Below are 12,756 nucleotides of genomic sequence, written 5' to 3'. Positions count from 1 at the left end.
AATAACTACAGAAAAGAATAAAATACATGCAGTATCGGACGATTATACGGATCTTAGGCCTGCTCGTTGCGCTTTTTAGTGTGACTATGTTGCCACCGGCTTTAGTGTCGTTAATCTACCGAGACGGTGGCGGTTTGCCGTTTGTCATCGCATTTGTGTTCAACTTAATAGCGGGCCTTCTTATCTGGTATCCAAATCGCTTTCATAAAGCCGATTTGAGAGCCAGAGAGGGCTTTCTAATTGTTGTATTCTTTTGGCTCGTTCTAGGGTCGTTTGGTGCTTTACCCTTTCTATTCTCGACAACACCGCAAATCGGTGTTGCCGACGCTTTTTTTGAATCCTTTTCGGGATTGACAACAACCGGCGCAACCGTTCTAACAGGGCTAGATTTCCTTCCTAAAGCGCTGCAATTTTATCGTCAACAATTACAATGGCTTGGTGGTATGGGGATCATTGTTTTGGCGGTGGCAATCTTGCCTATCCTAGGTGTTGGTGGCATGCAGTTGTATCGAGCTGAAATTCCCGGTCCGATGAAAGACAGTAAAATGACCCCGAGAATAGCCGATACAGCGAAACACTTGTGGTACATTTACGTGGTATTGACGACCTTGTGTGCGGTCAGTTATTGGTTGGCAGGTATGAATGTATTCGATGCAATTACTCATTCATTTTCAACAATAGCTATTGGCGGTTTTTCGACGCATGACGCAAGTATGGGATACTTCGACAGCTCTGCAGTAAATCTGGTTTGTGTGGTTTTTTTACTTATCTCCGCCGCAAATTTTTCATTGCATTACGCTGCGGTGACTAACCGTTCGATTAAGCAATACATTCGTGATCCTGAGTTCAAAACCTTTTTATATATTCAAGCGTTCCTTGTTTTGTTGTGCTGGTGGACACTGGTAGGTGAGTCAACGTATGAGTCTAATTTAACATCATTGGATCAGGCATTATTTCAATCTGTTTCGATGTCGACAACCGCTGGATTTACCACGTCAAACTTTGCCGTTTGGCCACTATTTTTGCCTATATTACTTATCTTTAGTTCGTTTATCGGCGGCTGTGCAAGTTCAACGGGTGGCGGATTAAAAGTGGTCAGAGTGTTGTTGCTCTTTAAACAAGGGCTCAGAGAACTCAATCGATTGGTGCATCCAAAAGCCATATTTTCGATTAAGTTGGGACAAAAAGCGTTACCTGATCGAGTGGTAGAAGCTGTTTGGGGATTTTTCTCAGCGTATACGTTAGTGTTTATTATTATTATGTTGGCGTTAGTGGGGTGTGGTTTAGATAACGTTACTGCATTTACAGCGACAGCGGCATGTTTAAATAATCTTGGTCCTGGGTTGGGTGAGGTGTCGGCAAACTACGCAAGTGTTGGTGACGGAGCTAAATGGATTTTAATGATTGCGATGGTATTCGGCCGACTTGAGGTCTTTACCTTATTAGTACTATTCACTCCGGCATTTTGGCGCAGTTAAATTGCGACGTTTGTTGAACTCTAAGTCGGCGGTAAAACCAGCAGGCGGCATGCTATGAAGAACTTGATACAACAAAGGTTTCAACTACTTTTGATAGCTGAAACCTTATGTTGAAAAGCATCTAATCCCAGTTCAAGATAACCTTACCTGAGAGGCCACTGCCCATAGTTTCAAAGCCAGCTTGAAATTCTTCAACTGGGAAACGGTGTGTAATAATAGGCGAGATATCTAAGCCTGACTGGATCAAACTTGCCATCTTGTACCAAGTTTCAAACATTTCTCGACCATAAATTCCTTTGATGACTAATCCCTTAAAGATAACCTGATTCCAGTCAACACCCATGTTTGACGGAGGTATGCCTAACATCGCAATTTTACCGCCGTGATTCATGTTATTTAACATGTCGTTAAATGCCACTGGAACCCCCGACATTTCAAGTCCGATATCAAATCCTTCAGTCATTCCTAATTCGTTCATAACGTCTTTTAGCTTTTGCTCAGCGACGTTTACGGCTCGTGTAGCGCCCATTTTTTTCGCAAGCTCTAAACGATATGGATTTACATCTGTAATTACGACATGACGTGCGCCAACATGTTTGGCAACGGCTGCCGCCATAATGCCTATTGGACCTGCACCCGTGATTAATACGTCTTCGCCAACGAGATCAAACGATAACGCGGTATGGACGGCATTTCCAAACGGGTCAAAGATAGACGCCAATTCATCAGAAATATTGTCTGGAATTTTAAATGCATTAAACGCAGGGATGACTAAGTATTCGGCAAATGAACCTTCACGATTTACGCCAACACCCGTTGTATTGCGACACAAATGTACACGTCCAGCGCGACAGTTACGGCAATGACCACAGGTAATATGACCTTCACCGGATACGCGATCACCGACAGAGAAACCACGAACTTCCTGGCCCATATCGACTACTTCACCTACATACTCGTGGCCTACAACCATAGGAACAGGAATGGTTTTTTGAGCCCATTCATCCCAGTTGTAGATGTGCATATCCGTGCCACAAATCGCGGTTTTACGAATTTTAATTAATAAGTCATTGTGGCCCATTGTTGGTTTTGGGCTATCGGTCATCCAAATGCCGACTTCGGATTTTAATTTAGCAAGTGACTTCATTAGTTGATCACCTTCAATTCTCTGCCCACTTTTATAAATGCAGCTATGGCTTTGTCGAGTTGCGCAGGCGTATGGGCTGCTGAAATTTGAGTTCGAATACGGGCTTGACCTTTTGGTACAACAGGGAAGCTAAATCCAACAACATAAATACCTTCAGCTAGCATTTTCTCAGCAAACTCTGAAGCAAGTTTAGCGTCGCCTAACATAACTGGAATAATAGCGTGGTCTTTACCAGCTAAGGTAAAGCCGGCCTTTAGCATGTTTTGTCTAAAGTAATTTACGTTAGCCCATAGAGTGTCACGCAGCTGTGAACCTTGCTCTAACATAGATAAGACTTTAATGGATGCGGTGACAATTGAAGGCGCAAGTGAGTTTGAAAACAAATAAGGACGAGAGCGTTGACGTAACCATTCTACGATTTCTTTTTTACCCGACGTATAACCACCAGATGCGCCACCTAGTGCTTTGCCAAGGGTTCCGGTAATGATATCTACACGGTCTAATACATTGCAGTACTCATGGGTACCACGGCCATTTTCACCAACAAAACCCACAGCATGAGAGTCATCGACCATAACTAAGGCATCGTATTTGTCGGCTAAATCGCACACGCTTTTTAAGTCGCAGATAACGCCATCCATTGAAAATACACCGTCGGTAGCGATAAGTTTAACGCGGGCACCGTCAGCATCGGCTTGCTTTAATTTCTCTTCTAAATCAACCATATCGTTGTTGGCATAACGGTAGCGTTTGCATTTAGATAAGCGAACGCCATCGATAATTGAGGCGTGGTTTAAAGAATCTGAAATAATAGCGTCGTCGGCCGTTAGAATGGTTTCAAACAGGCCGCCATTAGCGTCAAAGCAAGACGAATACAAAATGGTGTCTTCTGTTTTAAGAAACCCTGATATTTTTTGCTCTAACTCTTTATGGATGTCCTGTGTACCACAAATAAAACGAACAGAAGCAACACCAAACCCATGGTCTGTTAAGCCTTGTTTTGCCGCGTCGATGAGCTCTGGGCTGTTAGCTAAACCTAAATAGTTGTTCGCACAGAAATTAATGACTTGTTCGCCATTAACATCGATTTGTGCCTGCTGCTGTGACGTAATGACACGTTCAGATTTATACAAACCTTCTTGTTTTGTCTGATCAATATTTTGTTGAAGTTGTTTAAAAAAGCCTTCTGCGCGCATCGTGTTTACTCCACTGTAATAGCGACATTAATCCTACTTATTCAATAGAATAGTAAAAGATCGTTGAATATAAAGAATTGTAGCGGCTTTAATTGTTTTGGTCAGCCAAATAGATTGTATTTTGACCTAATAATTCTAATGAATAATATTAAAATTGTTCACAAAAGTGGACGTGTTGTTTTCTAAAGCTATGCTGATATCGATAACGCCGGAAGTGTCTCATAAGTAATTGCATGCAAACCAACTCAGTAATATTAGTAATGGATTAGTTACCCAGCTTTGACAGTCTGCTACTGTAGGTTTTAATCGAAATTTTGGCACTTGTAATAGCTGTTATTTACTGGTTATTAAATTATGGAATACGCTAATTGATTGGTTGTAAGTGGGTACTAACGTACTAGATGTTCCTTGTTTTTAAATATGGAGTATCAAACTTATAGATGGAGTTGTCCATGTTAGAAAATACTAAATGAAAATCAAAATGAAAATCAAAATGAAAATCAAAATGAAGAGAAAGGAAATAGGATGACAGCGAATTTAACAGGTCAGTTTACAATTGCGGGTTGGCAGGAAGAACCAAAATTTCAGAATGACGCAGGGCACAAAGTAAGTTATGCCGATATAAAACAAACCTACACAGGTGACATTGAAGGATCATCGGTTGTGCAATATCTGTTGTGTTACACCTCAGCTACGCATGCTCTGTTCACGGGATTCGAGGTAATTACCACCATAGTAGACAATGTCGAGTCGACTCTTACCATTAGCCATACCGGTGAATTCTCCGCAGGTGTCGCCTCTAGTACATTCATTGTGGTAGAAAACACTGGTACGGGCGCGTTTGCAAATGCAACGGGCCAGGGGTCATTTGGTGCCGGCGAAGCGGGAAGCGCAAAATTTGAAATCGAACTTAATTAATGACGTTTGAGACAGGTAGATTAACTATGAAAACAATTGGTATTTTAGGTGGCATGAGTTGGGAATCGACCGTTGGTTACTATCAACGTATTAACCGAGGCATTCAGGCGAAGTTAGGCGGTTTACATTCGGCCAAGGTACTAATTAATAGTGTCGATTTTGCGGAATATGAAACGTTACAACATCAAGGTGATTGGGCTGAAATCGCCCGGTTATTAACAACCGCAGCGCAACAGTTGGAGCGAGCGGGTGCGGATATGATCCTAATCGCGACCAATACAATGCATTTAGTTGCTGAGCAAATACAAAGTCAGCTTCAAATCCCTCTGCTTCACATAGCCGATGCAACGGGTGATGCCATTGTAGCCAAAAAACTAGACAGAATTGCTTTATTAGGCACCGCGTTCACAATGGAAAAGCCATTTTATAAGGCCAAACTTACCGATCAGTTTGGGTTGCAGGTTGATATTCCACCGTCGGACCAACGTAAAAAAATTCATGACATTATATACAACGAGTTATGTCGTGGTGAAATTAATGAAAAGTCACGTTTGTATTATCTTGATGTAATAGCAGACTTAGAACAACAAGGTGTTCAGGGGGTGATACTTGGCTGTACAGAAATTGGTTTGTTGGTTTCACAGCAAGATTGCAATATTGAAGTGTTTGATACGACACAAATTCATGCAGAAGCTGCAGTTAATTGGGCGTTAGCAAACGAGTTGTTGCCATAAATGTACCGAGTGCGCAGAGCCTTTCATCGATTTATGGTTAAAGATAATAATCGATAAATGTTTAACCATGGCAAATAAGTGTATAAATCTCTAACAAACAAAGTCTGCAAGTTGTTCTAAATTAGAAAAAACTTTGTCTGCTAAAGCGCGATCGCTTTCTGCTAAATCTTGTCCCGACGTTACGAGGAATTTCCTTCCAACACCAGCGTTAACCGCAGCTTTCATGTCGGAGCCTTTATCTCCCACCATTATACTTTTGGCCATATTTACTTGATGTTGTTGCTGTGCGTTCAGCAACATGCCCGGGGCGGGCTTACGACAGTCACAATGCTGTAAATAGGGCGGGTTCGCTTTTTCAGGGTGGTGGGGGCAATAAAATACATCTAAGATTTTGATGCCATTTTTTGCAAATTGCTCAATCATCCAGGAGCTTAAATTAGCAAAATCCTGTTCGGTGTAATAACCCCGACCAATCCCTGATTGATTGGTGATGACTATGATTTGAAAACCAGCCTGTTGAAACTTTTTACATCCCGCAAAAACGCCGTCAATAAATTCAAACTTTTCAGGCTCATACAAATAGCCATGATCGACATTTACCACACCATCTCGGTCTAAAAAGAGTATTTTATTGGTCATATTTTTTTGACTTCAATTTTAAAGTCTTGAACGATACGGTCGAACTGCGTTTTCACCATCTCAATACTAATTTCGCTCATGATGTTGTCACCTTTTACTCGCGTGCCCCATTTTACATGTCTTGGGGTTTTGCCATGTTTGTTTAGCAACGTTTGTTGATAAACTTCAGCGACGTATCCTTGATATAAATAAGGGCCCGTTCGTTTAGGGTTTGAATGGCCATAAAGCCCAATCACGGGCGTATGTTGTGTTACTGCCATGTGAGCAGGCCCAGTGTCAGGGGCAAGCACAAGCTTGGCATTTTTTAACAGCATTAACATTTGCTTTAACGTCGTTTTCCCAACTAGGTCGACAACGTCTGTTTTGATATGCTGCTTAATCTGGTCGGTCAATTCTCTATCAACGTTACCTGGACCGCCGCAAATGGCGACTTTGAAGCCTTTACTAGCCGCATAATTGGCAAGTGCTGCATATCGATCTGGTAACCAGTTTCGCTCTTTTTTACTGGCCGCAGGCGCTATAACAAAGGTGTTTGAATCTTTTGGAATATGTTGTTCGGCAAACGCTTTGTCGTCGTCGCTGGTGGGAATATTCCAAGTCAAATTTTCAAGTTCTGACGCTGGCACATCGACTTTTTCTGCAAAAGCAAAAAAACCTTCCAGTACATGGGGTTCAGTTTGTGGCTTGATTCGTTCGCGGGTGAATAAGGCGTGTAATTCTTTTGCTCGTTGCCAATCAAACCCAATTTTTCGTTTGGCCTTAATAAATCTTGCTGCCCAATTTGCTCTAAGTGCCACTTGCATATGCAGTAAAACATCAAAGTGGTAGGGTTTAAGATCGTGTTTCAACTTGGTAAATGCTTGTTTTCCCGTTGATTTATCAAATACGACAAACTCGACCCCAGGTAACCCGTCTAATAACATGAGTTCTATTTTACCTATTACCCAGACAATTTTTGCTTTTGGATGTTGTCGTTGTATGGCTTGCACAGCGGCTACCGCATGGCAAACGTCACCGATGGCGGAAAGGCGTAATATGCAAATAGACTTCAAAGACATAGTTTCTCTCGGTTGGTTAAATCAAATTGGCGTCAAACCGCAATGCTAATGTATGATTCTCTCTATTCCAAATTAAATCATGATAAAGATACTTTTTTGACTAAATCGAGCCTTCCATTGGATTGGATACAATCCAATGACTCAACAAATTACATATACGTGCGAGCTGATCTGAAACAATTGATCTCAGCTGATTGGTTTGAACCGCATTTTTGGGGTTCCCAGAAAAAAATCACCGGCAGTAGCCAAGGTCGGTTCACCACGTATTTTATCGATTATACCGATGATGCGGGCGTCACTAAAAATATGGTGTTACGTCATTATTATCGCGGCGGCATGGTTAGGTACTTGAGTAAAGATAAGTTCATTTATACCGGCATTGAGAAAACTCGCTGTTATCTAGAGTTAGAAATGTTGGCAAAAATGTCGGCTTTAGGTTTACCAGTGCCTGTACCGGTGGCCGCTCGTGTTCAGCGTCATGGGTTTAGCTTATGTAGCAATGCTATCTTAATAGAGACCATCGCAGGAACGAAGGACGGCTTTCATCATTTGATTGAAGGGACTTTGGCGGATAAAACCTGGTTTGCGATGGGGAAAACCATTAAGCGATTTCATGATGAGAACGTCTTCCATAGTGATTTAAATATTCATAATATTCTGATTGATAACAATCAAAACGTATACCTCATTGATTTCGATAACTGTAAGTTCCGTGAGAAAGACGACAAATGGCCTACTCAAAATTTGGCGCGCTTGTATCGCTCGTTAATGAAAGAGAAAAGGTTACATGAGTGTTTTCATTTTGAGCAAAGTGATTGGCAAACTTTGTTGGCAGGTTACAACTCATGAAAACCATGTTAGCGAGGTGGTTGTATGCTCTCGTACTCATGTTGTTTTATGTAATCGAATTGTTTATTTGGTTAAAAGAAACCTTTCTAATCAAGTGTTACTATGTTCCCTTTAAAAAGTCGCATCACTTAAAACGAGATTGGCAATGGGGCAGTAAACTTGGTTTATTACCCTTTGGGCTAAAACTTAATAGTGGTGAACAGGCGATCATCCACTGTGCATCTATGGGAGAGGTAGTCGCTGCGACCCCGCTTATCAAACAACTTCTCATCGATAAGCCAGAGTTGCATCTCGTTATTACCTCCAATACTCAAACCGGCAAACAACAAGTTCAACGTTTAAAGCAGTCGTGGCATGACTCGCCTTTGGCAGAACGCATTCAACATTGTTATTTACCTCTTGATTTAATGTCGTTGATGGCGGGTTTTTTAAATAAAATAAACCCTCAGTTTGTGATCATTATGGAAGTGGAATTGTGGCCAAATTTAATCAGATTGTGTCATCACCGAACTATCCCAACCATTGTTGTAAATGGTCGCATGACGGACAAAACAAGGCGCGGTTATCTAAAATTAAAATGGCTAGGGTTACCCATGATACGCCAGTTGAGTTTGGTTTTTGTTCGAAACAAACTCGACCAAGCCAATTATCTTTTATTGGGCATTAAGCCCGAAAACTTATTTCTAATTGGCAACATAAAGTTGGATGTCACTTTACCCATACTCGATATAGAAAACGATCCTGAAAATAATATCGATGAGAAGAGCAACCAACAATACGCAGCTCTACGTATGACCATGGGGTTGTCCAAGCGCCTCGTCTTGTTGGGGGGGAGTACCCATTTAGGAGAAGAGTCGTTATTAGTTGAGGCTTACAAAAAGCTTAAAAAATCGCATCCAACTTTGGCCCTAGTTATTGCCCCACGCCACCCTCAGCGTTTCGAAGACGTTTTTGAGTCTATTAAAAATGACGGCCTAAATGTTATTAAATATAGCCAACATAGCTGGATGAACGATGATAATGATGTTTTAGTTGTCGATAAAATGGGGATGTTGAGTCAATTGTACGCGGTCTGTGATGTGGCATTTGTCGGCGGCTCATTTGCTAATCGAGGGGGGCATAACCCTATCGAGCCAGCAGCATTTGCTAAACCAGTTTTGATGGGGCCACATATTCATAACAACCCCGAAATTTGTGAGGTGCTTTCAAAAGCCGGTGGTTTGCTAGTGTGTCAAAAAGAACAAGATTTTTATCATCAGTTGTCATATTGGTTGAACGAGACATCAGTAAGAATAAGCGATGGTTTACTTGGCCGGAAAGCGCTGGAAAGCCACTCTGGGCTAATTAAAACGACTTTGAATACGCTCTATCAACGTCTTGAAAATTGGGACAACAAAAAGTGAAGAACGTATTTTGCCGAGATAAAATCCGCCACTGTGCAAATTTGTTGGCACTGCAAATCGAAGGTTTTGATACTGACGGTTTTTATCAACTTGCCAGCCATAATATTGATCAGCATGAGTTAAAAGAGCGTGGTCATCAGGTTTTTATCGCACTGCAGCAGTATCTACCCGAAAATTTTGAACAGGCGATTGCGGTTCTATTGGCGACACTGCAACCGGTTTCTGACAACCAAGACCTAACTGACTTAACAACCGACGAACACGGCGTCGCAGGTTGGATGATACTGCCTTACAGCGAATATGCGGGTGAGTTAGGGCAGGCGAATTTACCAATGGCGTTAGATGCGCTTAAACAAATGACAAAGCGATTCACCAGTGAGTTTGGTATTCGTGCTCTATTTATTGCTCAGCCAGAAAAAACGCTCGATGTTGTTCGCTCTTGGCTTGTTGATCCTTGCCACCATGTACGTCGATTAGCGACAGAAGGGTGTCGGCCATTGTTACCTTGGGCACAACAAATTCCTCAATTTAAAGCTAATCCAACGCTAATCATGTTTGTACTTGAAGAATTAAAAGATGATGAGTCGGAATATGTCCGTCGAAGTGTCGCTAATAATCTAAACGATATCGCTAAACATCATCCAGATTTAGTTGCAGATGTAGTGCGTCAATGGTCCCAAAATGCCTCTAAAAATCGTCAACGGTTAATTAAACATGCAAGTCGCACCTTGATTAAGCAAGGTCACATAAAAACGCTAGAGACATTTGGTTACCGTGTTCCAGATGATTTGGTCGTTGAGCTTTCGATTGCCAACGATGTCGTTCAGTTAAACGAGAGGCTTGAAATGCACCTGCAATTAACGAATAAAAGTGATAAGGCATTGAGCGTATTATTAGATTTTATTATCGATCATCAAAAAGCCAACGGTAAACTCACCCCTAAAGTATTTAAATGGAAAGCGTTGGAATTGCGTGCAGGGGAATCCGTTAAATTAAATAAGGCGCATCACATCAAACCCATTAATACCCGAAAATATTATAAGGGTGAGCATCAGGTCGCGGTACAAATTAATGGCCAAATATTCGCAAAAACACGTTTTGATTTGACCATTTAAGTCCCGCAATCTGACTAAGCTTTAATTTTTTCGATAACTTTAGTCGTTGAACAACCATCAACAAAATCAATAGTTGCCACTAAACCACCATTTTTTTGAACAATATCTGCTCCGACAATATTGTCTATTGTATAGTCGCCACCTTTTACTAATACATCAGGTTTTATTGAATCAATTAGATGAAAAGGCGTATCGTCAAATCCATCGCCTAACTGTTCGCCAAATGGGATAACCCAGTCAACACTAGCAAGACCTGAGACAACAGTAGCACGTTCATTCAGTGGATTTATCGGACGATTTTCACCTTTTAAACGGCGAATTGAGTCGTCATTATTTAAACCGACCACTAGGCGATCACCGAGGGCTTTTGCCTGTTCTAAATAGTGGACATGTCCCGCATGTAGAATGTCGAAACAGCCATTAGTGAAGACAATTTTTTCACCACTTTGGCGAGCAAACTGAATATGCTGGAGCACTTCTTCAAACGGTGTTTGGTAATGTGCTTGTTTTGACGCAAACATATTTTTGTTTACGGCTTGGTATAATTCTTCAGGTGAAACCGTTGCTGCACCAAGTTTAGACACAACAATACCAGCAGCTAAATTAGCCACTTTTGCAGCATCTGCTAACGGTAAACCGGCAGCCATCATCATGGCGAGCGTTGCTATAACGGTATCGCCTGCGCCGGTTACGTCAGAAACTTCTAATACCTGCGCTGGCATATCGACTTTTTCAGTTACCGATATAGCGGACATACCCTGTTCGCTGCGCGTAAGTAATATAGATTCGATATTGTGCGTCGCAATAACGTCCTGTGCCGATTGCCAAATTTCTTGTTCGTTGGCAACTTTACCGCCAGCGGCGACAAATTCGGTTTTATTGGGGGTAATTACGTTTGCACCTGAGTAATCACTTAAGTCTTTTGATTTTGGATCAACAAAGACCATTTTCCCAGACGTTCGCGCTTTTTCAATCATGGATTTAATATTTGCTAACGTGCCTTTGTTGTAGTCTGAGAACACAATAAAATCGAAGTCGGGCAATACGGTTTCAAAGGCAACTTCCAGTGCGTCAGCATGAGCTTGATCAAATGCTTCTTCAAAATCCAGTCTTACGACTTGTTGCTGACGGCTGATAACCCGCAATTTGGTAATTGTTGGTTGGGTCGTTTGCGTAACCAATGCAGACTTGATTTGTTCACCAGCTAACAGTGACTCTAATCGCTCACCGTTTTCATCGTCACCGATAATGCCAAGTAAAGTCACTTGCCCGTCAAGGTGGGCAATATTGCGGGCGACGTTGGCTGCTCCGCCAACTTTGTCGTCTAGATTGTCAATTTTGACAACTGGAACCGGGGCTTCAGGAGAAATTCGAGACGAGTCGCCGGTCCAATATCGGTCGAGCATAACGTCGCCAACCACTAAGATTTTTACATGAGATAAGGTTTTAAATACGGATAAGTCGAACATAATAGCTGCGGTTTGGCTGTAAAAGTGTGGATAGCATAACGTAAAACCGTCTGATATCAATGGGGGAGAGCCGGATTTGGTAAAAGATTAGTTGAATGTGTACTGCAGCTTGTTGCATTAATTCGCAATTGAATCGTCATGCCAACCAGCGATTTGATTCGTAATGTTAGTCGTCTTGGGTGACTAATTCGTCAATGACTTCGCACAACCAGTGACCAATGAACATATGTGCTTCTTGAATGCGCGCGGTTATGTCGTTTTTAATAATGATAGGTAACTTAGCGATGTCTTTAACTTGTCCGCCGTCACGACCAGTAAATGCCACTGTATAGGCACCTATTTCGTTTGCTGCTTCTAAGCCTAAGTTAATATTGGCGCTAGTACCTGATGTGGTTAAACCAATCACGACGTCTTCTGGTTTGATCAACGCTTGAACCTGACGGGCAAACACTGTATCAAATTCATAGTCGTTTGTATGCGCGGTAAGAATTGATGTATCTGTTGTTAGTGCAATAGAAGCCAAAGCGCGGCGCTCTTTTTTAAAGCGCACAACAAATTCAGCGGCTAAATGTTGACTATCCGCAGCACTACCACCGTTGCCAAAAAATACAATTTTTCCACCTTTACCTAGTGCGTCAAAACACTCAATTGCGAGTTGTTCAACTTCAGGTAAATAAGATTCCATCGTTTGAAAAAGCGATAGGTGTTGTTGTAAGTTGTCTCGGTAACACTGTTTTAAGTCAAACATAA

Annotated in this window: 12 protein-coding genes; 6 read left to right on the top strand and 6 right to left on the bottom strand. The window is 41.8% G+C overall.

Going from position 1 to position 12,756, the window contains the following annotated elements; genetic code table 11:
- Positions 1–26: 26 nt before the first annotated feature.
- Positions 27–1,478 (top strand): TrkH family potassium uptake protein, encoded by a 1,452-nt coding sequence (locus tag Q4575_RS05815; RefSeq protein ID WP_303521683.1) that lies wholly within the window; start codon positions 27–29, stop codon positions 1,476–1,478.
- Positions 1,479–1,599: 121 nt separating this feature from the next.
- Here Q4575_RS05815 and tdh read toward each other — a convergent pair whose 3' ends face one another.
- Entirely contained in the window at positions 1,600–2,625 is a 1,026-nt protein-coding gene (gene tdh / locus Q4575_RS05810; protein WP_215964566.1) for an L-threonine 3-dehydrogenase, read from the bottom strand.
- The gene (locus Q4575_RS05805) at positions 2,625–3,821 is read right to left on the bottom strand and encodes a glycine C-acetyltransferase (protein WP_215964567.1); all 1,197 of its coding nucleotides are present in this window, start codon (positions 3,819–3,821) and stop codon (positions 2,625–2,627) included. The genes tdh and Q4575_RS05805 overlap by 1 nt, the downstream gene beginning before the upstream one ends.
- 525 nt (positions 3,822–4,346) lie before the next feature.
- Here Q4575_RS05805 and Q4575_RS05800 point away from each other — a divergent pair.
- Both Q4575_RS05800 and Q4575_RS05795 read left to right on the top strand, forming a co-directional pair.
- Positions 4,347–4,739, top strand: coding sequence for a DUF3224 domain-containing protein (locus Q4575_RS05800; protein ID WP_215964568.1), 393 nt, complete (start codon positions 4,347–4,349; stop codon positions 4,737–4,739).
- A 26-nt stretch (positions 4,740–4,765) separates the two neighbouring features.
- Complete coding sequence (locus Q4575_RS05795; protein WP_303521682.1) at positions 4,766–5,473, top strand: aspartate/glutamate racemase family protein; 708 nt, start codon at positions 4,766–4,768, stop codon at positions 5,471–5,473.
- A gap of 90 nt (positions 5,474–5,563) precedes the next feature.
- Here Q4575_RS05795 and gmhB read toward each other — a convergent pair whose 3' ends face one another.
- Positions 5,564–6,112: a D-glycero-beta-D-manno-heptose 1,7-bisphosphate 7-phosphatase gene (gene gmhB / locus Q4575_RS05790; protein WP_303521681.1), complete on the bottom strand. Its 549-nt coding sequence runs from the start codon at positions 6,110–6,112 to the stop codon at positions 5,564–5,566.
- Positions 6,109–7,170 carry a glycosyltransferase family 9 protein gene (locus Q4575_RS05785; RefSeq protein WP_215964571.1) on the bottom strand — a complete coding sequence of 354 codons (1,062 nt, stop codon included), beginning with the start codon at positions 7,168–7,170 and terminating at the stop codon, positions 6,109–6,111. Before Q4575_RS05785 ends, gmhB begins: the two co-directional genes overlap by 4 nt.
- A 96-nt stretch (positions 7,171–7,266) precedes the next feature.
- Here Q4575_RS05785 and Q4575_RS05780 point away from each other — a divergent pair, with 96 nt between their 5' ends.
- The 3 genes from Q4575_RS05780 to Q4575_RS05770 are packed head-to-tail and all read left to right on the top strand — an operon-like array spanning position 7,267 to position 10,537.
- Positions 7,267–8,019: a 3-deoxy-D-manno-octulosonic acid kinase gene (locus tag Q4575_RS05780; protein ID WP_303521680.1), complete on the top strand. Its 753-nt coding sequence runs from the start codon at positions 7,267–7,269 to the stop codon at positions 8,017–8,019.
- Positions 8,016–9,422, top strand: a complete 1,407-nt coding sequence (locus Q4575_RS05775; protein WP_303521679.1) for a 3-deoxy-D-manno-octulosonic acid transferase — start codon at positions 8,016–8,018, stop codon at positions 9,420–9,422. Before Q4575_RS05780 ends, Q4575_RS05775 begins: the two co-directional genes overlap by 4 nt.
- A complete protein-coding gene (locus Q4575_RS05770; protein WP_303521677.1) occupies positions 9,419–10,537 on the top strand; it encodes a DNA alkylation repair protein in 1,119 nt (372 codons plus the stop codon). Before Q4575_RS05775 ends, Q4575_RS05770 begins: the two co-directional genes overlap by 4 nt.
- Before the next feature lie 14 nt (positions 10,538–10,551).
- Here Q4575_RS05770 and hldE read toward each other — a convergent pair whose 3' ends face one another.
- Positions 10,552–12,006, bottom strand: coding sequence for a bifunctional D-glycero-beta-D-manno-heptose-7-phosphate kinase/D-glycero-beta-D-manno-heptose 1-phosphate adenylyltransferase HldE (gene hldE / locus Q4575_RS05765; RefSeq protein WP_303521676.1), 1,455 nt, complete (start codon positions 12,004–12,006; stop codon positions 10,552–10,554).
- 166 nt (positions 12,007–12,172) lie between these two features.
- The gene (locus Q4575_RS05760; RefSeq protein WP_303521675.1) at positions 12,173–12,754 is read right to left on the bottom strand and encodes an SIS domain-containing protein; all 582 of its coding nucleotides are present in this window, start codon (positions 12,752–12,754) and stop codon (positions 12,173–12,175) included.
- Positions 12,755–12,756: the final 2 nt, after the last annotated feature.

Origin of the sequence: Psychrosphaera sp. 1_MG-2023 (assembly GCF_030548245.1) — a bacterium.
Taxonomy (GTDB): domain Bacteria; phylum Pseudomonadota; class Gammaproteobacteria; order Enterobacterales; family Alteromonadaceae; genus Psychrosphaera; species Psychrosphaera algicola.
The sequence above is the reverse complement of the archived record's forward strand: the minus strand, read 5'-3'. Positions and strand labels throughout refer to the sequence as shown.